This window comes from Micromonospora sp. NPDC048887, from assembly GCF_040649715.1.
In the GTDB taxonomy this organism is placed as follows: Bacteria; Actinomycetota; Actinomycetes; order Mycobacteriales; family Micromonosporaceae; genus Micromonospora.
The window spans coordinates 310,014-336,145 of record NZ_JBEZGA010000001.1; the positions used below are offsets into that span (position 1 = coordinate 310,014).

Consider the following 26,132-nt stretch of genomic DNA (forward strand, 5'->3'; position numbering starts at 1 on the left):
GGCGCACCAGGGCCATGACCAGGGTTGGACGCTTGACGCTTTCCTAGGCGCACACCCTCACCCCGGCCGTTATGAGCACGCCACATTTGGCGGAACTATCGGGAACCACGGGTTCCCGTTGGATGAGGTTTACAGATTCCTCACGGAAGCGTCCGGTTGGCTTCCGGGGCCTGTTCCGCCGCCGTCACCGTATTACCTGCCGGATCACCTTGAGGACGCTTTCAAGATGTGGAGGGCTGCCCGATGAACCGTAGCCGTGATTACCGTTGGTGTTCCGTTCACCGGGTGGGTCACCCGCTTGCCGGTGGGGACTGCCCGGAATGGTTGGACGCTCTCAGCGTCCGTGAGGCTGTGCTAGAGCAGCGGCGGCAGGAATGGCGACGGGGCAAGAATCGTAACCAGCGTTACCGGAACTGCATCGTTTGTGGCCGCCGGTTTGACGGTGGGGCCCCTAAGCGTGGTCGGCCTCAAGAGATGTGTTCGGCTGCCTGTCAGGAGATCCGGGATAACGATTTGCGGAAGCTGCGGCGCGCGGGTGTCAAAACCCGCCGGAAGCGGCCTGCTCACGGTTTGCGTACCCGGGGTGTTCTGAGGGCCACCCCGGAACTGTTGGACTTTCTGGGCGCGTTCCCGGATGGCTGGTCATACGAGACACAATCCGCCGAATAAATCAGTATAGGTGAGTGAGCAGACTCCTGGGTTGGGTGAGCCCTGCGGGAAAGGGGGTCCGGTGCTACGGCACCGGGCCCCCTTTTTGTTGTGTATCTACGAGGGAAGGGGCCACTAGTGGAGAGCCTTGTTTGTGCGTTCCGTGAGCTGGACGCGAACGATCTTGATTGTATGGCTGGCGAGTTTTACGAGCGCACCGTTAAGTGCCTTGAGGATGGTAAGGGAAATTGGGCGCGGGTGTATGCGCTGATCGCGTGCGCAGCAATTGACGCCCTGAACGCTAAGTAACGGCCGGCCGAACTGTGCGTCACAACTGAATAGCTAACTCCATACCAACTGAATAAGCAACTCACACGTCAGCCGTCCCATCCGGGGGCGGCTTTTTTTGTTGATTGGAGCTAACAGCTTTGACTATTCGTGCTGCGGCTGAGCTTGCCGGTAAGCGTGCCACCCTGGTTGAGAACCTGATTCAGATTGCCGATAACGGCACCCTTCCGGTTGAGTCGCGTAACGCTGCGCTTGACGCTCTTACCCCGGCTGTGACTGCCACCGAGGCGGCCCCGGTTGAGAACCGTGCCGCTGTTGACGCTGAGCAGCGTTCCGTGATCGCTGCCAACCCGGTTGGTCTGCCTGGCGCCCGCACTGAGGTGCGTGCCGGTGACCTGCTCGCGGCTGAGATGCGCGCTATCGGTGGCGCTGCCGGTATGGGTGCCGCTTTCACCCCGGCCGATAACGCCACGTTCGTTCTCGATTTTCTGGCTAAGCAGTCTGTCATCTTCCGTTCCGGTGTGAACGTCATTCGCACCACGGGTGACAGCATCATTCTTCCGCACCTGACTTCGGATGGCACGGCCGGTGCCGTCGCTGAGGCTGGCACCATTCCCCTGTCGGACCCGAACGCGGAAAGCCTTACCGCTGTCCCCCGGAAGTTCGCTCAGGGTGCCCGCGTCGCAAACGAGGTTCTGGCTGACAGTAAGCCTGCCGCGCTGGATGCTCTGGCTAAGAGCCTGATTCGTTCGGTCGGACTCGCGTACGACCTTTCCGCGTTTGAGGGCAACGGCACTGCGCCTAACGTGCGTGGCCTTAAGAACGTTTCCGGTATCGGCGCTGTTTCGATGGGTGCCAACGGTGCTGCCCTGACCAATCTCGACCCGATTGCGGACGCGCTGGGAATGCTGGCGGAGGCGAACGCGGATGAGGAATCGGCCGTGATCGTTATGGCCCCTAAGGTGTGGAAGGCCATTCTTAAGCTGAAGGAGGCGACTGGTTCCAACAAGTCGCTTATTCAGGACAGCGCCGGTAGCGCGTCCGGTGGTGTTACCCGGGCCCTGTTCGGTCGGCCGGTGTTCCTGTCCGGCAACCTGAGCACCAATGAGACCCAGGGCACCGGAACCAACGCTTCGTCGGTTTACGTCTATGTGCCGTCGGAGGTGTACGCGGTTGTCCGTGAGGATGCGGTTTTCGACGTTAACCCGTACGTCTACGGCGCGACTGACGAAACCCTGGTGACCGCGAAGATGCGTGCTGATCTGCTGGTGCCGAACCCGGGTGCCGTGGTTCGTATCGCTGGCGTTCTCTAATTCATTCCGTGAGGTGCCCGGCCCTATTTGGGGTCGGGCCCTTTCCCTGTAAGGAGGTGGCCCTATGGGGTTTTGGGATCGAATGAGGGAACGTCGGGCAGCACCAGCGGCCACTAGCGGTACTCTTTCCGCTCTCGCCAACCAGGGCCCCACATGGTCCGGGGTGGCTGTGAGTCAGGAAACGGCGCTTTCGCTGTCAGCCGTTTACACCTGTGTTTCGTTGATCGCTGACGCTGTTGCGGCTTTGCCGGTTGACGCGGTGCGGAATACCGGTGACACCCGTAAGCCGGTTACCGGGCCGGTGTGGCTGAGTCAGCCGAACCCGTTTGATACGCCGTTCGACTTTTGGCAAAAGGTCATGACGTCTCTGTTGACGGACGGGAACGCTTTCGTTCGTGTCTTCCGTGGCGGCAACGGGAAGGTTGTTGCTGTGCTGCCGCTTGACCCCCGGACGGTGCGGGTTGAGTTGACGGAAGACGGCTCGGGGGTGCTTTACAGGGTCGCTGACGTGACCCTGACCGGCCGGGACGTTATCCACGTTAAGGGGTTCGCTACGGCGAACAGTCTGCGCGGCCTGTCGCCGCTTGAGAATGCGCGGCAAACCATTGGTGCTGGTTTGGCTACTGAGGAATACGCGGCGCGTTTCTTCGCTCAGGGTGCCACGGTTTCCGGGGTTGTCGAGCACCCCGGCAACCCTAAGCCGGATGAGGTTGCCATGATGGCGCGGATGCTGCGGAAGTCTCACAAGGGCGTCAAGCAGAGCCACGGTATCGGCATTCTCACGGGCGGTGCCACATGGAAGCAGGTTTCGGTGACCCCGGAGCAGGCGCAATTCCTTGAGACTCAGCGTTTCAACCGGCTAGCTATCGCCGGGGTTTTCCGGGTGCCCGCTTACATGCTTGACCCGACTACGGCTAGTTCGTGGGGTTCCGGTGTGGAGGAACAGCACAACTGGTTTGTTACGCAAACGTTGATGCCGTGGCTGGTGCGTATTGAGCAGGCTTTCTCCGCTCTGTTGCCTGCCGGTCAGGGTTTGCGGTTCAACGTGAATGCGCGGATGCGGGTTAAGACGGTTGAGCGTTACGAGGCTTACCGGACCGGCATCCAGGCGGGTTTCTTGTCCGTTGATGAGGTGCGGGCCCTTGAGGACCGGGAACCACTTCCCGGCGGTAAGGGAAGCACGTTCGTCCAGCCGTTGCATATTCCCCCCACCGGGGAGTCCGGCGACACCAACTAAGTAGCCCCCGGGCCCCGTGATGGGGCCCGGGGCCATTTTTTGTTTGGGGAGGATTCCTGTGGATGAGCTTATGTATGACTGGCCCGGGTGGGTTCTGCTGCATTCTGAGCGGCAGGGTGAGTGCCTTATCTGGCGGGGTGAGTTCCGGTCTAAGGATGCGCTTTGCTGGTTTACGCTCCCGGACGGGAAGCGTGTAAACGTCCGGCTGTTTCTGATGCATGAGCCGGGAGACCCGCACGTTAAGCGGTTCCGCACGTCTTGCGGCTATCGGCGCTGCATTCATCCGGCGCACCAGGCGTGGCAGTTTTTCCGTGGGCCCGGGGTTGATCTGTCCGGGGTGTGCCCGTCGGGCCTCCTAGAACGGCCGTAGGGGCGACGAACGGCCGGGGTGGCACCTCTACCTACCCCCGGCCGTCGTCGGGTGTTGTGGCGGCTTGTCAGCCGCCCGGTTTCGGGGCGGTCCACGCTAGGAACCTGTCGAACAGTTCCCCGGGCTGCGGGCCCGGGTTCGGGTTGAGTGCCAACAGGTCGCCGGTGGCGTCGAACAGACACGACGACATGTAGACGGACAGGGACACCCGGTCTTGTCGGTACTCGATCCGTAGCAGCATCCGGGCCGTGGCGCACGGCCAGGGGGCGGCGCACACCCGGCACAGCCACAGGGGCCGCATCGGCAAGTGCTGGTAGACGCGGTGAACGTTGCTCAGGGGGTGGCGTTTGCTGTGCTCGCTGGTGGGCATACCGCGATGTTTCCCGGCCCCTTTACGGGTCGTCAAGGGGGGCTAGTTGACGTGTCGTAAAGGTTCACGTTCGGAAGGTTCGGCCAATGGCGGCCCCGGTTATGGCTATGGCTGAGATTGCCGAGTTCCTAGGCATCTCCCGGCAGCGTGCCAACACGCTTGCCGACCGGCCCGACTTTCCGGCACCGCTGGCTCATCTGACGGTGGGCCGGGTGTGGGCTACCGAGGACGTGCGTGCGTGGGCTGCCCGGCGTCGCGCGGAGCTTGAGGGTGACACGACGCTAGACGGCTGAATCCCTTACGCCGCAACGGTTCCAGCCCTCGCCGGGGGCCCGGCAGGGGTCACGACACGCCGTCACACGTTTGTTCATGTTCGCGGTGCACAACATGTGCCGGCTGCCGGGCGCGGACGGCACCTGGATGATCACCCGGGGCGGCATGGGCACGGTGTCCCGCACGTTCGCCGAGGCCGCCGTGCGCGCCGGGGCGCGGATCGTGGCCGACGCGCCAGTCACCGCGATCCGGCTGGCCGGAGGCGCCGCCGCCGGGGTGACGCTCGCCGACGGGCGGGAGGTGGACGCCCCGGTGGTGCTCGGCGCGTGTGACCCGTACCGGCTGATGGAGCTGCTGCCCGACGGCGCGCTCCCGGCGGAGCTGGGCGCGCGGATGGCGGCGGTCCGCCGCCCCGGCACCACACTCAAGCTCAACCTGGCGCTGACCGGGCTGCCGCGCTTCTCCTGCCTGCCGGAGGACGCGCCGAGCCCGTTCGGCTCGACCATCCACCTGCTGCCCGGCTCGGCGTCGCTGGTCGGCGAGGGCGGCGAGTCACCGATGGCCGCGCTGCGCGGCATGTGGGCGGACGTGCGGGCCGGACGGCTGCCGGACGAGCCGACGATCGAGTGGTACCTGCACACCACTGTCGACCCGTCGCTGTCCGACGACGCCGGGCACCACTCGTCGGCGCTGTTCGTGCAGTCGGTCCCCTACGAGCTGGCCGGCACCACCTGGGAGGCCGCGCTGCCCGGCTACGTCGAGCGGCTGATCGCGATCTGCGAACGGTACGCCCCGGGCGCCGGTGACCTGGTCGCGGACGCGGTGCCGCTGCCGCCGCCGGGCATCGAGGCGCACTTCGGCATCACCGGCGGGCACATCCACCACGTCGACAACACGGTGTCGTTCACCGACCGGATGCCGTACGCGACCGGTGTGGACGGCGTGTACGCGGGCAGCGCCGGCTGCCATCCGGCGGGCAGCGTGATCGGCGCGGCCGGGCACAACGCGGCCCGCCGCATCCTCGCCGACCTGGGTTGAGTCCTCCCGGCCGTCGGGCGCCTCCTGGCCGGCGGACGGCGGCGGCGGAACCGTCAGACGGCCGCTTCCCCGGCCGGTGCCGGGGTCTCCGCGTCGGCGCGGTGCGCGCGGATCTTGTGCCCGACGCTGGTCAGGCAGCGCCCGCTGGCCAGGTCGAACTTCCAGCCGTGCAGCTGGCAGGTGAGCTGGTCACCCTCGACGATGCCGAACCGGCTCAGGTCCGCCTTCAGGTGCGGGCAGCGCCGCTGCACCACCCAGCCGTCGAGCGTGATGTCCTCGGCGTCGACCGCCCGCTCGTGCTCGTCGTACCAGCCCTCTGCGTACTGGAGGCGCTCCTCGGACAGGCACTTGAAGAAGGCGTAGACGAACTCGTTGTACTGGCCGATGCGGGCCGCGGAGAAACGGCAGGAGAGGAAGAGCGAGTTGACCCAGTCCACCTCGCCGATGTGCAGCAGGTGCTCGATCAGCGCCCGCTCGGTACGGAAGCGGTAGCGGACCTTCTCGTCCGCGTACGGCCGGACCTCCTTGCCCGGGAAGTCCACCACGATGGATTCAATGGTCTTTCCGCCTGTGCCGTCAGTGCCGACCAGGTCGAAGCGGACCGGCCCGCCGACGCCCTTGGCCAGGTAGATCGACTCGTCGAGCAGCGGCTCGATCCGGCGCTTCATCTCGCCCAGCACGTCCACCTCGGGGTGCCGCCAGGACGCCTTCTCGGCCTCGATGACCGGGCGCTTGCGCTCCCGCATCTCCTCCAGGTGGGCGACCTTGTTCGCGAAGAACTCCTCCACCGGCACCGGGTGCGTGGTGGTCGCGCCCTCGGTGGTGATCTCCGAGACGCTGCCGGGCAGCAGCACGACGCCGTTGGTGCCGCCGACCTTGGCGTACTCCGACAGGAACACCGACTGGTCGGGGAAGATGTTGCCCTCGTCGCCGAAGATGTCGTTGAACTGCCACAGGTCGTCGTCGAGGAAGCACGGCGGGCCGGCGATCGGGAAGACGTGGTCGGCCTTCAGGTCGTCGATGTAGCGCCAGGTGCGGTCGAACTGCCGGTCCCGCTTCTGCTTCCCGAACGCCGTCTTCGCCGCCTGCGGCAGCTCGTAGACCATCGGGTACCAGATCGCGCCGGAGAACTGGAGCATGTGCGCGTGCACGTGGCCCAGCTCGGCGAACACGGTCAGGTCGGTCGGGCGGGCGTCGTTCTGGTTGAGCAGCCGGACGCCGTCGTACTCGACCCAGAGCGAGGAGTCGCCGATCGGGCCGTCGGTCGGGCTGGTCAGCGCCTGAATCATGATCTTCAGGCCGCCGGGCAGCTCCACCACCTGCTCGTTCGGGGCCTTGAGGAACTTCGTGAAGCCCAGCTCCCGGAACTCGTCCTCCATCTCCGAGGTGGGGAACTCGGGCAGCAGGACGGTGGCGTCCTTCGACACGAAGTCGCGCAGGTGCTTCGCGTCGAAGTGGTCCCGGTGAAGGTGCGACACGTACAGGTAGTCGACCTGGCCGAGGGTGGCCCAGTCGAGCTGGGAGTTGTCCGGGAAGGGGAACCACGAGGCGAAGTAGGCGGGGTTGACCCACGGGTCGCACAGGATGCTGCCCGCGGCCGTGTCGATCCGCATGCTGGCATGCCCCGTACCGGTCACTCGCACCGCAGTCCTCCTCAAAAAGGCATCAGGTGTACGTCAAGACGCTACCGGAGGCAGTGTGCTCGCCGTTCCGCGACGCCGGTAGTGGCCTTCCGCCCCGACCGGGACGGGACCAACGACCCGGGCCGGCCGGACGGTCCGCTGTCGCCCGCCCGGGTCATCCCCGGCACAGGAGGTCGGACCCTGCGCCGGGCCCGGTTACCGGCGTGCCAGACTGATCGGAGATCCGATCGCGAGGGAAGGACCGACAGTGGCAGGAGACGAGCCGGTAACCGCGCCAGATCAGCACAAGCCCGGACACCGCAAGTCCGGACGGATCGGTGCGGTGCTGTCGGCGTTGGCCTTGGTTCTGATGGCGTTCTGCGGGATCGAGGAAGGCCGGGTGGAGCACATCTGGCTGTTCGGGATCGCCGGGCTGCTGATCGCCATCGTCATCGGCGACGCCGTGCTGCGCCGCAACGGCCTGCGGTCCTGACGCGCGGCGCCCACGGTAGTGCGCGAAGGGCCCGCCCCCTGTCCGGGGGGCGGGCCCTTCGTCGTCTCGTGACCGCCGTCAGCGGCCGAGCAGGATGTCCTGCACGTCCTTGAGCGCGGCGTCGACCTCGGCCTCGAAGTAGCCACCGGGCACCAGCCCGAAGCGCAGCGTGTCGAGTTCCTTCGGGCTCACCGGCATCGGGTTGCGCCCCTGCATGCCCCCGAGCAGCGTCTCGAAGAACCGGTCGACCTGGTCCGGGTCGTACCCGCTGCCGAACCGGCGGACCTGGAAGCTGCGCCGGATCTGGTCGACCCGGTGCAGGTCGCTGCCGGGCGGGCCGGCCATCGGCGGCCCCACCATCGGCGGACCGGCGACCGGCGGACCCACGAGCGGCGGGCCGGTCATCGACGGGCCCGGGCCGTAGCCGTGGTCCGGCGGACCGTAACCCGGGTCCGGCGGGCCGTAGCCGGGCTCGGGAGCGCCGTAGCCCTGCTGCGGCAGCGCGGGCGGACCACCAGGGCCACGACCACGCAGCTCGCGCTCGGGCATGCGGATCTCGGCGGTCATGTCGGCCCGTCCCCGCCGGCCGGCCTCGAACCCGTCGAAGCGGTCCTCCGGGCCGCCGTATCCACCGGGGCCGCTGTCCGGACCGTAGCCGCCCGGGCCGCTGTCCGGCGGACCGTATCCACCAGGGCCGTTGTCCGGGCCGTACCCACCGGGGCCCTTGTCCGGGCCGTACCCACCGGGACCGTTGTCCGGGCCGTAGCCGCCCGGGCCGGGCGGCAGACCGCGCGGCGGCGGGCCGCCGTGCCCCATCGGCGCACCCGGGCCCATCGGGCCGGGGCCACCCGGGCCACGCGGGCCGTCGTAGCCACCGCGCGGGCCGTCGTAGCCACCGGCGAACGCGCCGGTCGGCTCGTCGTAGCGGCTGCCGTAGCGGTCGGCGGGCGGGCCGGGCTGGGCCGGCATCTGCCGGGGCGGCATCGGCGGCTGCGGCACCGGCGACATGCCCCGGTCGTCGCGCATCGGTGGGCCCAGCCGGTCGGCCATCCGGGGGTCGCCACCGCGCCCGGCCGGTGCGCCACCGCGCTCCTCCAGCTCGGCGAGCTGCCGCTCGACCCGGTCGAGGTGCAGGTCGACCTGCCACTCGTCGTAGCCGTTGAACCGGACCCGGAAGACGACGTCGTGGACCTCCTGGGAAGCCACGGGCGCGCCGACCGGCTGGCCTTCGAGTGTCGCCTCGACCCGGTCCAGGAAGGCGTCGACCTCGTCGACCTTGTAGCCCCGGCGGAGTGCCTTACGCCGGAAACGCTGACCCTGACTCGCCACTATGTCTCCTGGTCTCGTACCGCTACGCCGTTGCCGCGCGTGAGTCGCCGTCCGTGTCCTCGGCGGCGGCGAGCTGCCCACAGGCCCCGTCGATCTCGCGTCCCCGGGTGTCGCGCACCGTGGTCGACACACCGGCGTCGCGCAACCGCCGGACGAACTCCCGCTCGACCGGCTTCGGGCTGGCGTCCCAGCGGCTGCCCGGGGTCGGGTTGAGCGGGATCAGGTTCACGTGGGCCAGCTTGCCGGCCAGTAGCCGCCCGAGCAGATCGGCTCTCCACGGCTGGTCGTTCACGTCCTTGATCATCGCGTATTCGATGGACACGCGACGTCCCGTCGTGGCCGCGTAGTCCCACGCCGCGTCCAGCACCTCGGACACCTTCCAGCGCTGGTTGACCGGGACGAGTTCGTCGCGCAGCTCATCATCGGGGGCGTGCAGCGACAACGCAAGGGTCACCGAGAGGTCTTCGCTGGCCAGTCGGCGGATCGCCGGCACCAGGCCGACTGTCGAGACCGTGATGTGCCGCTGCGACAGGCCCAGCCCCTCCGGCGCCGGGGCGACCAGCCGGCGGATCGCCGCCACCACCCGCGAGTAGTTGGCGAGCGGCTCGCCCATGCCCATGAACACCACGTGCGACAGCCGCGGCGGGGACCCGGCCACCACGCCGGAGGCGGCCACACCGGCCAGGTAGACCGCCTGGTCGACGATCTCGGCGGTGGACAGGTTGCGGGTCAGCCCGGCCTGGCCGGTGGCACAGAACGGGCAGGCCATGCCGCAGCCGGCCTGGCTGGAGATGCAGACCGTCACCCGGTCCGGGTAGCCCATCAGCACGCTCTCCACCAGCGAGCCGTCGTGCAGCCGCCAGAGCGCCTTGCGGGTCGCGCCGTCGTCGCAGGCCAGCTCGCGCACCGGGGTCAGCAGCGTGGGCAGCAGCTCGCCCGCCAGCCGGTCCCGGGTCGCCGCCGGCAGGTCGGTCATCCGCTCCGGGTCGCGCACCAGGCGGCCGAAGTAGTGGTTGGAGACCTGCTTGGCACGGAACGCGGGCTCACCCAGCTCGGCGACGAGCGCCTGCCGGCCGGGCAGGTCCAGGTCGGCGAGGTGGCGGGGAGGCATCGAGGGCCGGCGGCCGCGGGCGTCGGGGTCTACGGAGATCAGCGGGAGACTCGTCATGGCGCGTCCAGTCTGACACGCTCCCGCCCGGACGCACCCGTCCGTACGTGTCGAATCGCCCCCGGCCGGCCGGGCCGCCCCGGCTCGACGCCGTGATTCATGCCTCAGCCCGTCACCGGGACGAAGACCGCGAGCAGCAGGTACGCCACCGGCACGGCGAACAGGATCGAGTCGAGCCGATCCATCAGGCCGCCGTGCCCGGGCAGCAGGTTGCTCATGTCCTTGACGCCGAGATCCCGCTTGATCATCGACTCGGCGAGGTCACCGAGCACCGCCGCGACCGAGATCGCCATCCCGAACAGCGCACCCCACCAGGGGGCCACGTCGAACAACGCCCACAGCAGCGCCGCGCTGCCCGCCGCCGCGGCGGTCACCGAGCCGGCGAAGCCCTCCCAGGACTTCTTCGGGCTGATCGTGGGAGCCATCGGGTGCTTGCCGAACGACACGCCCGCGGCGTACCCGCCGGTGTCGGAGAGCACCACCGCCGCCAGCGTCACCAGCACGCGCAGGGCCCCGTCGCCCGGCGCCGCCGCGAGCATGGCCGCGAACCCCGCGAGGAACGGCACGTACACCGCGATCAGGGTGGCCGCGGTGAGGTCACGCTGGTAGTCACCGGGCCCGTCGCCCAGCCGCCAGATCATCGTGCCCAGCACCGTGACCAGCAGCCCGAGGCAGAGCGCGTCGGGCCCCGCGTACCAGGCCAGACCCACTGTGATCACGCCACCGGCGACGAGCGGCGCCAGCGGGGGGTGGGCGCCGCTGCGGCGCACCGCGCGGGCCATCTCCCAGATGCCGATGCCCACCGCGGTCGCGAGCACGGCGAGGAACGCCGGCATGAAGAAGAACAGCGGCACCACGACCGCCGCGCCGAGGGCCACCCCGACACCGATCGCCGCCGGCAGGTTGCGCCCCGCCCGGGACGTCTTCGGCGCGACGGTCGGCGGACGCTCCGGGCTCGCCCGCCGCCGCCCCCGGCCCCGGCGACCGGCCGGCGGCTCGGGCTCGGGCACCGGCGCGGGCTCGTCGCGTACCGCCGGGATCTGGTCGGTGGGCTCGTCCCGCACCGGCGCGATCTGCGCGGTCGGGTACTCGTCGTCGCGTGCGGGCTCGCCCCACGGGCCGTCGTGCTCCGGCCCGGTGGGCCGCCCACGGTCGCCGGCCGGCGGTCCGTCGTACCGGCCCGGGCCGTCGTGGTGCCGCGAGGTCGTCGGGTACGCCCCGGCGTACGTCTCCGTACCCGGGTAGGTGTCCGGGCGGGCGTAGGTGTCCGGCTCGGCGGGTGAGGTGTGCGCGGCCGGGCCGGGTCGCCAGGGACCGGGCTCCAGGTCGGTGTCCGGCCAGGGCAGGGCCGGGGCGGCCGGGCGGTCCCAGCCGCGCGGCTCGGTGCTGCCGTAGGGGTCGGGGTGGGACATCACGCACCGGCAGCCGGTACGAGAGCCACCACATGACGCAAGACCAAGACCATCCCCTACCGGCGTGAGACTTCCTGTTTACCGACCGACGGCCGGGCGACTCCCGCCGTTCACCCCGTGGTGGTCGGGAATCGTGCCGAGCCTACTGCACCCGCCGGAGCGCCGAGGGTGTGCGCCGCCGGGCACGACGACGGCACCGGGCCGCCGCCCCGACGGGCGACGGCGGCGCGGTGCCGTGCGAGGTACGCGGGTGCTCAGACCTCGAGCAGCTCGCTCTCCTTGTGCTTGACCAGCTCGTCGACTCCTGCGACGAAACGGTGGGTCAGGTCGTCCAGTTCCTTCTCCGCGCGCCGGCCCTCGTCCTCGCCGACCTCGCCATCCTTGACCAGGCGGTCCAGCTCCTCCTTGGCCTTGCGGCGGATGTTGCGGACGGCGACCTTGGCCTCTTCGCCCTTCTGCCGGGCGACCTTGATCATCTCCCGGCGCCGCTCCTCGGTCATCTGCGGCAGGACGATGCGGAGCTGGTTGCCCTCGTTGTTCGGGTTGGCCCCGAGGTCCGAGTCGCGGATCGCCTTCTCCATGGCGCCCAGCTGCGAGTTGTCGTACGGCTTGATGATCACCATGCGGGGCTCGGGCACCGCGATGGAGGCCATCTGCGGCAGCGGGGTCGGGCTGCCGTAATAGTCGATGACGATCCGGGAGAACATGGCGGCGTTGGCGCGTCCGGTACGGATCCCGCCGAACTCCTCCTTGGCGTGCTCGATGGCACGCTCCATCTTCTCCTCCGCCTCGAGGAGGGTGTCGTCGATCACCGGTCTCCTCGCCTCCTTCTGTCGCTCGTCGGGTGTGGTGCGGGTGCTGCCGTGGCAGAGAGGGACCGTTGCCGGTCCGGCGGGCCGGTCAGGCCGTGATCAGGGTGCCGATCTTCTCACCGCCGACGGCGCGGACGATGGTGTCGTCGCCCTGCGCGCCGAAGACCAGCATCGGCAGGCCGTTCTCCATGCAGAGGCTGAACGCGGCGGCGTCGGCCACCCGCAGGTTACGGCGCAGCACCTCGGAGAAGGTGATCGAGTCGAGCTTGCTCGCGGTCGGGTCGATCCGGGGGTCGGCGGTGTAGACCGCGTCCACGCCGTTCTTGCTCATCAGCACCACGTCCGCGCGGATCTCCAGCGCCCGCTGGGCGGCCACCGTGTCGGTGGAGAAGTACGGCATGCCGGCGCCCGCGCCGAAGATGACCACGCGGCCCTTCTCCAGGTGCCGGATCGCGCGCAGCGGGATGTACGGCTCGGCGACCTGGGCCATGGTGATCGCGGTCTGCACCCGGGTCTCGATGCCCTCCTTCTCCAGGAAGTCCTGGAGGGCCAGGCAGTTCATGACCGTGCCGAGCATGCCCATGTAGTCGGCGCGGGCCCGGTCCATGCCGCGCTTCTGCAGCTCGGCGCCGCGGAAGAAGTTACCGCCGCCGACCACCACGGAGACCTGCACGCCGCGGCGCACCACGGTGGCGATCTGCCGGGCGATGCCCTGCACGACGTCGGGGTCGACGCCGATCGCGCCGCCGCCGAAGACCTCGCCGGAAAGCTTCAGCACCACCCGGCGGGACCGACCGGGCGGAGGTGCGGTCGGATCCTCCACCGCCAGGTTCCGGTCACTCACAACCTGCGTCATCCGCCCCGCCCCTTCTCCCCGCGCATCGCGCGGTGTCGCGTACGTGCCCCTGCCGACCCTATGTGACGAGGAGGCCGCGGTGCCTGTCGCGTACACCGGCGGCCTCCTCGTCGACGTCTCCCCTGTGCCCGGGCCGGACGGCCCGGCGCGGCGGCTCAGGCCTGGCCGACCTCGAACCGCAGGAAGCGCGTCACCTCGATGCCGGCGTCGGCCAGCACCTGCTTGACGGTCTTCTTGTTGTCGGCGACCGACGCCTGCTCCAGCAGGACGAAGTCCTTGAAGAAGGCGTTGACCCGGCCCTCGACGATCTTCGGCAGCGCCGCCTCGGGCTTGTTCTCCTCGCGGGCGGTCTGCTCGGCGATGCGCCGCTCGGACTCGACGGTCTCGGCCGGCACCTCGTCGCGGGTGAGGTACTTCGGCCGCATCGCGGCGATCTGCATGGCCACGGCGCGGGCATCGGCGTCGGCCGCCTCGTCGCTCTTGCCGGTGAACTCCACGAGCACGCCGACCGCCGGGGGCAGGTCCTGGCTCTTGCGGTGCAGGTAGACGGCGGTGGTGCCGTCCAGCTTGGCGAAGCGGTTGAGCACCAGCTTCTCGCCGATCTTGGCGGACTGCTCCTGGATCAGGTCGGCCACGCTCTTGCCGTCGATGCTGCTGGCGAGCAGCTCCTCGGCGTTGGTGGCGCCGCTGGCCACGCCGTGCTCGACCAGCTGCTGGGCCAGCGCGATGAAGGCGTCGTTCTTGGCGACGAAGTCGGTCTCGCAGTTGAGCTCGAGCAGCGCCTGGCCGGAGTGGGCGATGAGGCCGTTGGCGGCGGTGCGCCCGGCCCGCTTGCCGACGTCCTTGGCGCCCTTGACGCGCAGGATCTCGACGGCCTTGTCGAAGTCGCCCTCGGCCTCGGTCAGCGCCTTCTTGGAGTCCATCATGCCGGCGCCGGTGAGGTCGCGGAGCTTCTTGACGTCCGCGGCGGTGAAGTTGGACATGACTCTCTCTTCGGTGTCAGTGAGGTGGTCTGGGGTGCTGGTTACCCGTTTCCGGGCCGGTGCTGCCCGGCGTACCCGTCACGTCCCCACCGCCGGCGATTCCCGGCGGTGGGGACGCGACGGCGAGATCACTCCGCGGCGGCGGTCGCCGGCTGCTCGGCGGCAGGCGCGGCGGGCTCGGCGGCAGGCGCGGCCGGCTCGGCGGCGGCGGCGGGCTGCTCGTCGGCCTTCTTCGGCTCCTCGAGCAGCTCGCGCTCCCACTCGGCCAGCGGCTCGCCGGCGGCGACCTGGCCGGCCTCGGGCTTCTCGTCCGCGCCCCGGTTACGGCCGGAACGGGCGATCAGGCCGTCGGCGACGGCGGCGGCGACGACCTTGGTCAGCAGCTCGGCCGAGCGGATGGCGTCGTCGTTGCCCGGGATCGGGAAGTCGACCTCGTCCGGGTCGCAGTTGGTGTCGAGCACGGCGATCACCGGGATGCCCAGCTTGCGGGCCTCGTCGACGGCGATGTGCTCCTTCTTGGTGTCGACGATCCACACCGCGGCCGGGAGCTTCTGCATGTCCCGCAGACCACCGAGGGTCTTGGTCAGCTTGATCTTCTCGCGGGAGAGCTGGAGCGTCTCCTTCTTGGTGTAACCGGCGGCGGTGCCGCTCAGGTCACCCAGGGCCTCCAGCTCCTTCATCCGCTGCAGCCGCTTGTACACGGTCTGGAAGTTGGTCAGCATGCCACCGAGCCAGCGGTGGTTGACGTACGGCTGGCCGACCCGGGTCGCCTGCTCGGCGATGGCCTCCTGGGCCTGCTTCTTGGTGCCGACGAACAGGATGCTGCCGCCACCCGCGACGGTGGTGCGGACGAACTCGTACGCCTTCTCGATGTAGTCGAGCGTCTGGCGCAGGTCGATGATGTAGATACCGTTGCGCTCGGTGAAGATGAAGCGCTTCATCTTCGGGTTCCAGCGCCGGGTCTGGTGCCCGAAGTGCACACCGCTTTCCAGCAGCTGACGCATGGTCACGACGGCCATGGTGGGTTACTCCTACGTTGTCCCTGGTTGTCCGTCCGGCCGGCGGCCGGACGCCTGGCGCCCGGTCGCCGGCCAGGGTGGGCCCGGTACGTCATACCGGGACCAGGGAGGCCGTCGCCCCACGGAGAGACCGTGGAGAGGGCACGCGAGGTCGACCGCGCGAGGCGGTCGCCAGTCGACCAGTGTACGCGCCCTCTCCGCTGCCCGGCCCCCGGGTGCGGAGCACGCCCGCCCGGTCAGCCGGCGGCGAGCGCGGCGGCCAGGAACAACACCAGCCCGACGGTCAGGTACGCCGTCGGCGGGCGCAGCCAGCCCCGGCTGCCGTCGGCGAGCGCCAGCCCTCCGGTGCGCAGCCCGTACAGGCCGGTGCCGAAGATCGGCAGGCCCACCACCAGGAACATGCCCACCACGACGTGCGACGTCGACACCGGGTCACCGAAGATGCCGTGCAGCAACACCCGCACCGCCGGCACCTCCAGCACCAGCACGAGCACCGCCAGCAGGACCGCCAGCGCCGGGCGCCGGGTCCGGTAGACGCCGTCACCGGGCGGCGGCCCGTCCGGGCGCGGCAGCACAGCGGGCATCGGACCGGTCGGCATCTCCAGCGGGTGCGGGGTCGCCGCCGGCTGGGCGGGACCACCCGGGCGCTCGCCGATCCGCAGCGGAGTGGGCTCGCCGGGGTTCAGCCGACCGGCGGCGGAGGGCTCGGCCCCGTCCGGGCCCACGGCGCCGGGCGCGGCCGGCTCGACCACCGGGTAGCCGCCGACCGGGCTGAGCCGGGGCTGGTCGACGCCGCCGACCGCGCTCCGGGCGTCGGCGCCCCCGGCCGGGTCGCTGCCGTGGGCGATGAGGCCGTACGGGTCGGCGCCGGCCGGGGAGACGCCGGCCGGGGTGGCCGTCGGCGTACCGAGCGGGCTCGCCAGCGGGTTCCCGTGCGCGGCGGTGCCGAGCGCGTCGACGCCGCTGCGGGACACCGAGCCGAGCGGGTCGGCCGACTCGCGCGCCGCGCGGCGGGCGGCTCGCGACCCGGGCAGCTCCCCGGAGACCTCCGGGTCGTCCGGCCGCTGCGACCGCCAGCTGCTCGTGTCGTCCACCAGCGGATCGGCGGCGGAGTACCGGCCCGGCTCGGCGTACCGGTTCTCACCGGCCCGCTGCTCAGGCGTGCGGTAGTCGTCGTCGCGGTAGCGGGGCTCACCCGCGGCGCGCCAGTCCGACTCGTATCCGCGGTCGCCCCAACGCGACCCCTGCTCATCCTCGGAATAGCTCCGTCGTCCGTCCACGACCGGCACGGTATGCGACACGCACCAGCCGCGCCATTCGGACACCCGGCTATATCGGCCCAGGTCAGCACCGATATCGAGGGGTCGCCGCCGCACTACTTTGGGTAGTCGTGCGATGTGAAGGTCGGTGCGGCACCCGGGTACGGGAAATCGTCGGGGAAGGCGGTCACCACGGCTTCGCGGTTGAGCACGTCGACCAGGAAGTGCGCCAGGCAACCGTCGAACAGGTGCCACTCGTCGAAATCCCGGGCGCCGTTCACCGCGATGCGCCACCGATCCGGCGCGTCGCCCGGGTCGCGCACCCAGTAGACGGTGTCTCCGTTGTCGGTCAGGGCCGCCGCCGTCAGACCGTCGACCGGTGCGGGTAGTGCCTCCCCGCTGGAGGCGTACGCGCGCAGCACTTCGGCGGCCTCCGCGACACCGCGCGCGAGGTCCAGCCGCGCAACCGGATGGCCGGGCGCGAGCAGCGCCAGGAAGTCGTCGAACTTCCCCGGCCCGTACCGGTCGACGAGATCCTTGTAGTCCCCGGGGAGTGCGGAATCGAGCGAGCGCTCCACCGCCGGCCAGTCCGGCGGCGCGCTCAGGCGGGCCGGAGGCGGCACCATCCGCACGAGCCGCTCGACGTACCGGTTCACGCGAGCCTGAAGTCACTTCTGGTGACCCCGTACTCGCCGGGCACCACCAGGTAGTTGAAGCGCAGGCCGGGGAGGCCGGACTCCTCGACACCCAGGTTCAGGGCGAGCACTGCCGCATCCGTCCTCCGAACCCTGGATTCGGCGTCCGCCTCGCGGAACTCCGCGATCCCGCCGCAGGCCGAAGCGTCGAACGACGTGTTCCGAGCTGCCACGGCACTCCACTCTCGCTGTCGGACCGGCTCATCATGCCTGTCCCTAGCAGATCGACGACATGATCGTCGTTCCGTCCACAGGCCCACCCCTGTCCACAGGCCACCGGACCGGACCACCCGCGATCAGGGACGCCGGTCGCATCCTGACCGGCATGACGAACCGGAACCGAGCCGTCGGGGCGTACGGCGAGCGGTGCGCGCTGCGGCACCTGATCGAGACGGGCCTGCGCCCGGTCGCCCGCAACTGGCGCTGTCCCGAGGGCGAGATCGACATCATCGCCTGGGACGGCCCGGTCCTCGCCATCTGCGAGGTCAAGACCCGCCGTACCGAGCGGTTCGGCTCCCCCGCCGAGGCCGTCGTGCAGGCCAAGGCCCGTCGGCTGCGCGGCCTGGCCGCCCGCTGGCTCGCCGAGACCGGCACCACCGCCGACGAGGTCCGCTTCGACGTCCTCTCCGTCCGGCTCCCGCTCACCGGCCCCGCCCGCGTCGAACACCTCCGCGGCGCGTTCTGACATGGGGTACGCGAAAGTGCTGAGCGTCGGCCTGGCCGGAGTCGCCGGGCACCTCGTCGAGGTCGAGGCCGACCTGGCTCCCGGACTGCCCGCCGTGATCATCTCCGGCCTGCCCGACACCGCCCTGCACGAGGCGCGCGACCGGGTCCGCGCCGCGATCGTCAACTCCGGCCAGAAGTGGCCCAACCGTCGCATCACCCTCAACCTGCTCCCCGCCACCCTGCCGAAATACGGCTCGGCGTTCGACCTCGCCATCGCGCTCGCCGTCCTGGCGGGCTCGGGTGAGCTGCCGCCGGTGGCCCTGGACGCCACCGTCGTGCTCGGCGAACTCGGCCTCGACGGCGCGGTACGCCCCGTCCGCGGCACGCTGCCCATGGTCGCCGCCGCCGCCCGCGCCGGGCACACCCGCGTCGTCGTACCCGCCGGCAACGCCGCCGAGGCGGCGGTCATCCCGGGCGTACGGGTGCACGCCGTCGACACCCTGCACCGGCTCGTCGCCCACGTCCGCGACGGCAGCCCGCTGCTCACCCCACCCGCCCACGTCCCGGGCGGCGGCACCGTCGGGCCCGACCTGGTCGACGTGGCCGGGCAGCCGCTCGGACGGCGCGCACTGGAGATCGCCGCCGCCGGCGGCCACCACCTCGCGCTGCTCGGTCCGCCCGGCGCCGGTAAGACCATGCTCGCCGAGCGACTGCCGTCGATCCTGCCCGAACTGGACGACGAGGCAGCTCTGGAGGTGACCGCGCTGCACTCGATCGCCGGCCTGCTGCCACCCGACGGCGGCCTGCTGCGCCGTCCCCCGTTCCAGGCGCCACACCACACCGCCACGGTGCCCGCGCTCGTCGGAGGCGGCTCCGGGCTGGCCCGGCCCGGCGCGGTGTCGCTCGCCCACCGCGGGGTCCTGTTCCTCGACGAAGCGCCCGAGTTCAGCAAGGGCGCGCTGGAGGCGTTGCGGCAGCCGCTGGAGAGCGGCCGGGTGCGGGTGGCGCGTACCCGGGGCGCCACCGAGTACCCGGCCCGCACCCAACTGGTGCTGGCGGCCAACCCCTGCCCCTGCGCGAAGCCCTCCGGTGACGTCGACTGCGAGTGCCCGCCGCTGACCCGGCGGCGCTACCTGGGACGCCTGTCGGGTCCGCTGCTCGACCGGGTGGACGTGCAGGTCCGGTTGACCGCGGTACGCGCGGCGGAGCTGCTGCGCACCGACGCCGCGCACGAGTCCTCGGCCACCGTCGCCGCCCGGGTCGTCGCCGCGCGGCACGCCGCCGCCGACCGTTGGGCGGCCACCGGGCACCGGGTCAACGCCGACGTTCCCGGCCCGTACCTGCGCCGGCCGCCGTGGCACCTGCCCGCCCGGGTCACCACGGATCTGCGCCGCCGGCTCGACACCGGTTCGCTGTCCGCGCGCGGCTACGACCGCGTACTCCGTCTCGCCTGGACCATCGCCGACCTGGACGGGCGGGATCGGCCCGGCCGCGACGACGTGGCGGAGGCCATCCAGCTCAGGACGGGAGAGGTCGCGTGAGCGCCGACGACCACCGGCTGGCGCGGGTCGCGCTCACCTGGCTCGCCGAGCCCGGCACCCGGTCGGTGTACGCCCTGGTCAAGCGGATCGGCCCGGTCGCCGCGCTCGACCTGCTGCTGTCCGGCGAAGCGCCGGACCGGGCGCTGCGGTCGGCCGTCGCGGCGCGCGGCGCCGCCGGTGACGCCCGGACGGTCGCCGCCGACGCGCTGGCGCGCGGCGAACGACTCGGCGCCCGGCTGGTCACCCCGGACGACGACGAATGGCCCACCCAGGTCGGGGACCTGCGCCGGCTGGCGATGTCCGGGGCCACCCGGCGGGTCGACGTGGAGACCGATCCGCCGCTCTGCTTCTGGGTACGCGGCGCGTGGCCGCTCGACGAGGCGCTGGCACGCTCGGTGGCGGTGGTCGGCGCCCGGGCGGCCACCCCCTACGGCGCGCACATCGCCACCGAGCTGGGCTACGGCCTCGCCGATCGGGAGTGGACAGTCCTGTCCGGTGGCGCGTTCGGCATCGACGCCGCGGCGCATCGCGGGGCGTTGACAGCGGGCGGGCGCACCGTCGCCGTGCTCGCCTGCGGCGTGGACCGCCCGTACCCGATGGGCAACGCCGCGCTGTTCGACCGCATCGCCGACACCGGCCTGCTGGTGAGCGAGTGGATTCCCGGCGCGGAGCCGCTGCGCCCACGATTCCTCATCCGCAACCGGGTCATCGCCGCGGCGACGAACGGCACGGTGCTGGTCGAGGCCGCCGCCCGCAGCGGCGCCACCCAGACGCTCAACCGGGCGCTCGGCCTGCACCGCCCGGCGATGGTGGTGCCGGGCCCGGTGACCTCGGCGATGTCCGTCGGCGGGCACGAGGTGCTGCGGGAACACCCACGGGCCCGGCTGGTCACGAACGTCGCGCACGTGCTGGAGGAGGTGGGGCGCATCGGGTACGACCTGGCCCCGCCCGCCCGGGCCCCCGAACGTCCACGGGACCGGCTCGACGAGGAGGCCACCCAGGTGCTGGAGGCGCTGCCGCGCCGCCGGGCGCTGGACCTGGAGAGCGTCGCGGCACGCGCCGGCGTGGACCTGCGCACCGCCATGCGCAAGCTGTCCATGCTGGAGGAACTGGCGATGGTGGTACGCCGCGACGACGGCTACGCGCTCGCACCCCCACCGGCCGCCCGCACGTGACCGCCTCAGTCGCCCTCGAACCGGATCTCGGCGTCGCGGCGCTCGGCACATCGGCGGACGAGCCGGGCCAGCCGGTGCACGTGGTCGACCTCCGCCTGCGCCCGGGCCACCTCGGCCAGGCACCGCAGCTCGGCGAGCAGGTGCGGCATCCGCTCGGTGCCCACTGTCAGCTCACCGAGCGGGTCGACGCGGTCCAGCAGCGGGGTCCGGCCACCGCCGCGCACACGCTTGAGCAGGTCGAGCAGCAGATCCTGCGGATCCGCCACGACCTCGATCGAGACGTACGCGGGCCGGCGACGGCTGTCGCCCGCCGACACCTGCCGGTAGAGGACGGCGTCCACTCCCACTCTCGGCCCTCCTCGTAGCGGCGTCACCGACGCGGGGACGCGTTCGTCTGATCGCGGCCGGATCGACCTCCGTCGGGGCCGGTCCGGGCCACGCTGCCCGCCGGTCGCCGCACCGGAGCGTGCCGCAGCATGAGTTTCCCCTGTCCAGACCCGCTTTTGCCACCCCACTCAGCGCGTCGGCGGGTAATCCACGCCGGGAAGAAGCGGACGGCAGTGGCGGACGGCACAACGCACGGGCGACGGCCCGGCCCACCGCGAGGACGGAAACGGTAGCCGGGCGGCACGGCGAGCGGCGGGGCGGCGGCACGGCGAACGTGGGCGCTCCGGCCTTACGCTGGGGCGGTGATCGCTGTCCGCCACCGCCGCCGCGACCGGGTGCGCCCGGACCGGACGCCGCGATGAGTCAGCGGCGGCGTGGCACGCGGGACGCGCACGAGGAGCTGCCCGCGTCGATGCGCGAGGCGGTGGACGACTTCGCCGACCACCTGTCACGGGTGCGCAACCGCTCCGTCCACACCGTCCGGGCGTACGTCACGGACCTCGTGTCGCTGCTGGATCACGCCGTCCGGATGGGCTGCGCCGACCTGCCGGAGCTGGACCTGGCAATGGTGCGTAGCTGGCTGGCGAAGCAGCGGACCATGGGCGCGGCCCGGACGACCATGGCGCGGCGTGCCGCCTCGGTCCGCACGTTCAGCGCCTGGGCGCACCGGACCGGCCTGCTCGCCGACGACGTGGCCGCGCCGCTGGCCAGCCCCCGGGCCCGGCGGGAACTGCCCACAGTGCTGCGGGCCGACCAGGCCGCCGTCCTGATGGAGGCGGCCCGGCCCGCGGACGCCCCGCAGCCCGTGGAGACGGCGGGTGCGGACACACCCGCTGCGGTGCTGCTGCGTGACCGGCTGCTGCTGGAGCTGCTCTACGGCACCGGGGTACGCGTCAGCGAGGCGTGCGGCCTGGACGTCACCGACGTCGACCAGGCCCGCCGGGTGGTACGCGTGCTGGGTAAGGGCGGGCGGGAACGCTCGGTGCCCTACGGGGTGCCGGCCCAGCGGGCGCTCGACACCTGGCTGCGCGACGGCCGGCCCGTTCTGCTGACCCCGGGCTCGGGCCGGGCGCTGCTGCTCGGGGCTCGGGGCGGACGGCTCAACCCGACCACGGCGCGACGGATCGTGTCCGGCTGGGCCGGTGCCGCGGGGGTGCCGCGGGTGACGCCGCACGGGCTGCGCCACTCCGCCGCGACGCACCTGCTCGAAGGGGGCGCGGACCTGCGGGCCGTGCAGGAGTTGCTGGGGCACTCGTCGCTCGCCAGCACCCAGATCTACACGCACGTCTCGGTGGAGCGGCTCCGCGCCGCGTACCGCCAGGCGCACCCCCGCGCCTGACCGCAGAAAGCGTCGGTGGAACGTCATGGGTGTCCGCGGGGCCGGGAGACACCCATGACGTTCCACCCGAGCGGGCGAATCCGGCCGGGGCATGATCCATCCCGGGCTAGGATCGGTGGATGACGGTGCCGCAGCCGCCCGAGCCGATTCCCGGGGCTCGGCTGCTCTTCTCCCTCGATCCCTCCGTCAGTCACCTCAACCACGGCTCGTTCGGCGCCGTACCGATCGCCGTGCAGCGCGCCCAGCAGCGCCTGCGCGACGAGATGGAGGCCAACCCGCTGCGGTTCTTCACGCAGGGCCTGGTCGACCGGATCGCCCACGCACGGCGGCACCTGGCCGCGTTCCTCGGCGCCGACCCGGACGGCACCACGCTCGTCGGCAACGCCACCGCTGGCGCGGCCGTGGTGCTGCAGTCGCTGGCCCTGCGCCCCGGCGACGAGATCGTGACCACCGACCACGGGTACGGCGCGGTGGCGCTGTCCGTCGCCCGGGAGTGCGCCCGCACCGGTGCGGTGTCCCGCACCCTGCCGGTGCCGTTGACCACCACCGACGAGGAGGTGGTCGAGATCATCCGCGACGGGCTGCGCCCCGGGCGCACCAGGCTGCTGATCGTCGACCAGCTCACCTCGCCGACCGCCCGGCTGTTCCCCACCGCGGCGATCGTCGCGGTGGCCCGGGAGCAGGGCGTGCCGGTACTGGTCGACGCCGCCCACGCACCGGGCATGCTGCCGGCCACCGTCGCCTCCGTCGGCGCCGACTTCTGGGTCGGCAACCTGCACAAGTGGGCGTACGCGCCACGCGGCACCGCCGCGCTCGTGGTGGCCCCGCAATGGCGGGAGAGGATCCAGCCGCTCGTCGTCTCGTGGGAGCAGGACAGCGGCTTCCCGGTCCGGGTCGAGTGGCAGGCGACGCTCGACTACACCGGCTGGCTGGCCGCCCCGGTGGGCCTGTTCACGTTGCGCAGCCTCGGCGTGGACCGGGTACGCGCACACAACGCGGCGCTGGCCGCGTACGGGCAACGGGTCGTCGGGGACGCACTCGGTGTGGCGCCCGAGCGGCTGCCGGAGCCCGGCGGGCCTGCGGTCGCCATGCGGCTCGTGCCGCTGCCGCCCGGTGTCGCGACGACGCTCGACGCGGCCCGGGAGCTGCGGACCCGGATCGCCGAACGGCTCTCCGCCGAGGTGTCGATCGCCGGCTGGAACGGGCGCGGCTACCTGCGGCTGTGCGGCCAGGTCTACAACACCCCCGACGAGTACGACCGGCTGGCCGTCCGGCTGCCCACGCTGCTCGCCCAGGGCTGAGCGATACACCCGATCACCCGGCGGGGACGGGGTGCAGCGGGAGCAGCCGGACCCGACCGAGCCCGAGCAGGGCCAGCGGGTCGAGATATTCGGTGTCGCGTCGCAGTCCCCAGTGCAGGCAGGCCGCCCCGGCGCAGCCCTGATGCCCGGCGAGCAGGTCGCCGACCGGCGCGCCGGCGGCCACCGGCGTGCCGGCGGTGAGCCGGGAGCGGACCGGTTCGTATGTGGTGCGCAGCCCGTCGGAGTGGCCGACGGTGAGCACCGGCCGGCCCGCGACGATGCCGGCGAACAGGACGGTCCCGGCGCCGGCAGCCAGCACCGGCGCGCCGGGAGCGGCGGCGAGGTCGACGCCCCGGTGCCCGGACAGCCAGGGCTGCGGCGGCGGGTCGAACCGCCGCACCACCCGCGGCGCACCCGTCAGCGGCCACCGGAACCGCCCGCCGGGCGCACCCCGAAGTCCCGCAGCCGATCCGCCCGCCGCCGAAGCCCCGGAGCCCGGGACAGCCGCAGGAGACCCCGGCAACGGCCGGACCGAGGACGACAGCGCCGCCCGGGACGGCACGGAGACACCCGGCAGGCAGACGACGAGGCACAACACCACCAGCCCGGCCCTGCCCGCTACAGAGATCGAGGAACGCACGCCGACCACCCTGCCGCCCCGGGCACCGTCCCGCGAACCCCACCCGGCCGCCCTGTGGACGGCGCACCGCCTGTGGACGAGCGCCGAAATCGGGGCCGATCTGCTAGGCCCTGGACGCCTATGCTGGCCGGGTGACGAAGGACTGGTACGCCTGGCACAGCGACTACGACCAGCCCGAGTCCGCACTGGCGCGGCGGCTCGCCGAGGTGCGGCAGCGTGTCTCCGACGCCCTCGACGCGGCGCCGCCCGGTCCGCTGCGCGCGCTGAGCCTCTGCGCGGGTCAGGGGCGCGACCTGATCCCGGTGCTGGCCGCCCACCCCCGGGGGCGCGACGTGACCGCCCGCCTGGTCGAGCTGGACCCACGAAACGCCGATCCGGCCCGCCGCGCCGCCGCCGACGCGGGGCTCACCGGCGTGGAGGTGGTGACCGGGGACGCCTCGCTGACCGACCGCTACGCCGATCTGGCCCCGGCGGATCTGGTACTGGTCTGCGGCATCTTCGGCAACATCGGCGACGACGACATCCGGGCCACGGTGCGGCACTGCGCCTCGCTCTGCGCCACCGGCGGCACCGTGCTGTGGACGCGGCACCGGCGCGAGCCGGACCTGGTGCCGGTCATCTGCGAGTGGTTCGCCGAGGAGGGCTTCGAGCCGGTCGCTGTGGGCAGCCCGGCCGACGGTGTGGGCGTCGGCGCGCACCGCTTCACCGGCACGCCGCGCCCGCTGGCGCCGGGGGTGCGGATGTTCACGTTCGTGGGCTACGACGTGCTGGAGCGGACGGAGCAGGAATGACCACAGTGGACGATGTCAGTCTGCCCTCCCGGGTGGCCGGGCCGGACGAGGCGATCAGCGTCGAGGAGCTTCAGCTCGCCGCGCGCAACCACGGCATCCCACTGGAGGCCCTGCGGTACGACGTGACCCCGGCGGGCCTGCACTATCTGCTCATCCACTACGACATCCCGGACGTCGACCCGGCCGCGTACGCGCTGGGCGTGTCCGGCGCGGTCGAGCGTCCACTGCGGCTGGACCTGTCGGCGCTGCGCGAACGGCCCCGGGTGACCCACCGCGTGACGCTGGAGTGCGCCGGTAACGGCCGGGCGCTGCTGCGTCCCCGCCCGGTCAGCCAGCCCTGGCTGGTGGAGGCGGTGGGCAACGCCGAGTGGACCGGTACGCCGCTGGCGCCGCTGCTGCGCGAGGCCGGCATGTCCGGCGACGCGGTCGACGTGGTGTTCACCGGCGCGGACCACGGGGTGGAGCGCGGTGTCGAGCAGGACTACCAGCGGGCGCTGCCGGTGGCCGACGCGCTGCGCGAGGAGGTGCTGCTGGCGTACGAGATGAACGGCGCTCCCCTGCTGCCGCAGCACGGGGCGCCGCTGCGCCTGATCGTGCCCGGGTGGTACGGCATGGCACACGTGAAGTGGCTGCGCGACATCACTGTGACGACTGAGCCGTTCGACGGCTACCAGAACGCGGTGGCCTACCGGCTGCGGCGCGACGCCGACGACCCGGGCGTGCCGGTGACCCGGATCGAGCCGCGCGCGCTGGTGCGTCCGCCCGGCTTCCCGGACTTCATGTCCCGCACCCGGGTGCTTCGTCCGGGACAGTGCACTCTGGACGGTCGGGCCTGGTCCGGCCACGCGCCGGTGACCTCGGTCGAGGTGACGGTGGACGGCGGCGAGACGTGGACACCGGCGCTCCTCGACGAGCCGGCCGCCGGCGAGTGGGCGTGGCGCCGCTGGTCCGTGAGCTGGACGGCGACGCCGGGGCGCTACGTGCTCGGCGCCCGGGCGACCGACGCCTCGGGGCGCACCCAGCCGGTCGAGCAGCCGTGGAACCGGGGCGGGTTCGCGAACAACCTGGTGCAGCGGGTCGAGGTGGTCGTGCCGGCGGAGTGAGCCG

Annotated in this window: 24 protein-coding genes and 1 pseudogene; 11 read left to right on the top strand and 14 right to left on the bottom strand. The window is 71.7% G+C overall.

Going from position 1 to position 26,132, the window contains the following annotated elements:
• Positions 1-1,076: 1,076 nt before the first annotated feature.
• Complete coding sequence (locus tag AB0C17_RS01435; protein ID WP_357476229.1) at positions 1,077-2,249, top strand: phage major capsid protein; 1,173 nt, start codon at positions 1,077-1,079, stop codon at positions 2,247-2,249.
• Positions 2,250-2,418: 169 nt separating this feature from the next.
• On the top strand, positions 2,419-3,486 hold the full coding sequence (locus tag AB0C17_RS01440; RefSeq protein ID WP_357476231.1) for a phage portal protein: 1,068 nt from the start codon (positions 2,419-2,421) through the stop codon (positions 3,484-3,486).
• 437 nt (positions 3,487-3,923) lie between these two features.
• On the opposite strand, the gene AB0C17_RS01445 is transcribed toward AB0C17_RS01440, so the two are convergent.
• Positions 3,924-4,226, bottom strand: coding sequence for a hypothetical protein (locus AB0C17_RS01445; protein ID WP_357476233.1), 303 nt, complete (start codon positions 4,224-4,226; stop codon positions 3,924-3,926).
• Positions 4,227-4,598: 372 nt separating this feature from the next.
• Here AB0C17_RS01445 and AB0C17_RS01450 point away from each other — a divergent pair.
• A pseudogene (locus tag AB0C17_RS01450) lies at positions 4,599-5,537 on the top strand (FAD-dependent oxidoreductase); the annotation flags it as partial.
• Between the two features lie 53 nt (positions 5,538-5,590).
• Here AB0C17_RS01450 and AB0C17_RS01455 read toward each other — a convergent pair.
• A complete protein-coding gene (locus tag AB0C17_RS01455; protein ID WP_357476235.1) occupies positions 5,591-7,180 on the bottom strand; it encodes a Rieske 2Fe-2S domain-containing protein in 1,590 nt (529 codons plus the stop codon).
• 247 nt (positions 7,181-7,427) lie between these two features.
• On the opposite strand from AB0C17_RS01455, the gene AB0C17_RS01460 reads away from it, so the two are divergent.
• The gene (locus tag AB0C17_RS01460; RefSeq protein WP_081635946.1) at positions 7,428-7,652 is read left to right on the top strand and encodes a hypothetical protein; all 225 of its coding nucleotides are present in this window, start codon (positions 7,428-7,430) and stop codon (positions 7,650-7,652) included.
• A 78-nt stretch (positions 7,653-7,730) separates the two neighbouring features.
• Here AB0C17_RS01460 and AB0C17_RS01465 read toward each other — a convergent pair whose 3' ends face one another.
• The 10 genes from AB0C17_RS01465 to AB0C17_RS01510 all read right to left on the bottom strand — a co-directional run bounded on the left by AB0C17_RS01465 (position 7,731) and on the right by AB0C17_RS01510 (position 17,358).
• Entirely contained in the window at positions 7,731-8,981 is a 1,251-nt protein-coding gene (locus tag AB0C17_RS01465) for a DivIVA domain-containing protein (RefSeq protein WP_357382351.1), read from the bottom strand.
• Between the two features lie 22 nt (positions 8,982-9,003).
• Positions 9,004-10,149: a 23S rRNA (adenine(2503)-C(2))-methyltransferase RlmN gene (gene rlmN, locus AB0C17_RS01470; RefSeq protein ID WP_357382349.1), complete on the bottom strand. Its 1,146-nt coding sequence runs from the start codon at positions 10,147-10,149 to the stop codon at positions 9,004-9,006.
• Between the two features lie 104 nt (positions 10,150-10,253).
• Positions 10,254-11,561, bottom strand: a complete 1,308-nt coding sequence (locus tag AB0C17_RS01475; protein WP_357382347.1) for a phosphatidate cytidylyltransferase — start codon at positions 11,559-11,561, stop codon at positions 10,254-10,256.
• Positions 11,562-11,815: 254 nt separating this feature from the next.
• The gene (gene frr / locus AB0C17_RS01480) at positions 11,816-12,373 is read right to left on the bottom strand and encodes a ribosome recycling factor (protein ID WP_030504243.1); all 558 of its coding nucleotides are present in this window, start codon (positions 12,371-12,373) and stop codon (positions 11,816-11,818) included.
• Positions 12,374-12,461: 88 nt separating this feature from the next.
• On the bottom strand, positions 12,462-13,229 hold the full coding sequence (gene pyrH, locus AB0C17_RS01485; protein WP_357382344.1) for a UMP kinase: 768 nt from the start codon (positions 13,227-13,229) through the stop codon (positions 12,462-12,464).
• Positions 13,230-13,384: 155 nt separating this feature from the next.
• Positions 13,385-14,212 (bottom strand): translation elongation factor Ts, encoded by an 828-nt coding sequence (gene tsf / locus AB0C17_RS01490; RefSeq protein ID WP_357382342.1) that lies wholly within the window; start codon positions 14,210-14,212, stop codon positions 13,385-13,387.
• Positions 14,213-14,340: 128 nt separating this feature from the next.
• Positions 14,341-15,231, bottom strand: a complete 891-nt coding sequence (gene rpsB / locus AB0C17_RS01495) for a 30S ribosomal protein S2 (RefSeq protein WP_357476237.1) — start codon at positions 15,229-15,231, stop codon at positions 14,341-14,343.
• Positions 15,232-15,467: 236 nt separating this feature from the next.
• A complete protein-coding gene (locus AB0C17_RS01500; RefSeq protein WP_357476239.1) occupies positions 15,468-16,511 on the bottom strand; it encodes a hypothetical protein in 1,044 nt (347 codons plus the stop codon).
• 95 nt (positions 16,512-16,606) lie between these two features.
• A complete protein-coding gene (locus AB0C17_RS01505; RefSeq protein WP_357476241.1) occupies positions 16,607-17,122 on the bottom strand; it encodes a hypothetical protein in 516 nt (171 codons plus the stop codon).
• A gap of 20 nt (positions 17,123-17,142) precedes the next feature.
• A complete protein-coding gene (locus AB0C17_RS01510; RefSeq protein WP_357476243.1) occupies positions 17,143-17,358 on the bottom strand; it encodes a hypothetical protein in 216 nt (71 codons plus the stop codon).
• 152 nt (positions 17,359-17,510) lie between these two features.
• Between AB0C17_RS01510 and AB0C17_RS01515 the strand changes: the two genes are divergently transcribed.
• From AB0C17_RS01515 to AB0C17_RS01525, 3 genes are read left to right on the top strand one after another with little or no spacing between them, the layout of a single operon-like run.
• Positions 17,511-17,870, top strand: a complete 360-nt coding sequence (locus tag AB0C17_RS01515; RefSeq protein ID WP_357382332.1) for a YraN family protein — start codon at positions 17,511-17,513, stop codon at positions 17,868-17,870.
• A gap of 1 nt (position 17,871) precedes the next feature.
• Positions 17,872-19,392, top strand: coding sequence for a YifB family Mg chelatase-like AAA ATPase (locus AB0C17_RS01520; protein WP_357476245.1), 1,521 nt, complete (start codon positions 17,872-17,874; stop codon positions 19,390-19,392).
• Positions 19,389-20,567 (top strand): DNA-processing protein DprA, encoded by a 1,179-nt coding sequence (locus AB0C17_RS01525; RefSeq protein ID WP_357382328.1) that lies wholly within the window; start codon positions 19,389-19,391, stop codon positions 20,565-20,567. The genes AB0C17_RS01520 and AB0C17_RS01525 overlap by 4 nt, the downstream gene beginning before the upstream one ends.
• 5 nt (positions 20,568-20,572) lie before the next feature.
• Here the strand turns inward: AB0C17_RS01525 and AB0C17_RS01530 are convergent, their stop codons facing one another.
• Positions 20,573-20,914, bottom strand: a complete 342-nt coding sequence (locus AB0C17_RS01530) for a hypothetical protein (protein WP_357382326.1) — start codon at positions 20,912-20,914, stop codon at positions 20,573-20,575.
• Between the two features lie 398 nt (positions 20,915-21,312).
• Here AB0C17_RS01530 and AB0C17_RS01535 point away from each other — a divergent pair, with 398 nt between their 5' ends.
• Both AB0C17_RS01535 and AB0C17_RS01540 read left to right on the top strand, forming a co-directional pair.
• The gene (locus tag AB0C17_RS01535) at positions 21,313-22,293 is read left to right on the top strand and encodes a tyrosine recombinase XerC (protein ID WP_357382324.1); all 981 of its coding nucleotides are present in this window, start codon (positions 21,313-21,315) and stop codon (positions 22,291-22,293) included.
• Between the two features lie 119 nt (positions 22,294-22,412).
• Positions 22,413-23,594 carry an aminotransferase class V-fold PLP-dependent enzyme gene (locus AB0C17_RS01540; RefSeq protein WP_357390574.1) on the top strand — a complete coding sequence of 394 codons (1,182 nt, stop codon included), beginning with the start codon at positions 22,413-22,415 and terminating at the stop codon, positions 23,592-23,594.
• Between the two features lie 13 nt (positions 23,595-23,607).
• On the opposite strand, the gene AB0C17_RS01545 is transcribed toward AB0C17_RS01540, so the two are convergent.
• Positions 23,608-24,138, bottom strand: a complete 531-nt coding sequence (locus tag AB0C17_RS01545) for a M23 family metallopeptidase (RefSeq protein ID WP_357390578.1) — start codon at positions 24,136-24,138, stop codon at positions 23,608-23,610.
• A gap of 227 nt (positions 24,139-24,365) precedes the next feature.
• Here AB0C17_RS01545 and AB0C17_RS01550 point away from each other — a divergent pair, with 227 nt between their 5' ends.
• Positions 24,366-25,025 (top strand): class I SAM-dependent methyltransferase, encoded by a 660-nt coding sequence (locus tag AB0C17_RS01550; protein ID WP_357390572.1) that lies wholly within the window; start codon positions 24,366-24,368, stop codon positions 25,023-25,025.
• The gene (locus AB0C17_RS01555) at positions 25,022-26,128 is read left to right on the top strand and encodes a sulfite oxidase (RefSeq protein ID WP_357467288.1); all 1,107 of its coding nucleotides are present in this window, start codon (positions 25,022-25,024) and stop codon (positions 26,126-26,128) included. Before AB0C17_RS01550 ends, AB0C17_RS01555 begins: the two co-directional genes overlap by 4 nt.
• Positions 26,129-26,132: the final 4 nt, after the last annotated feature.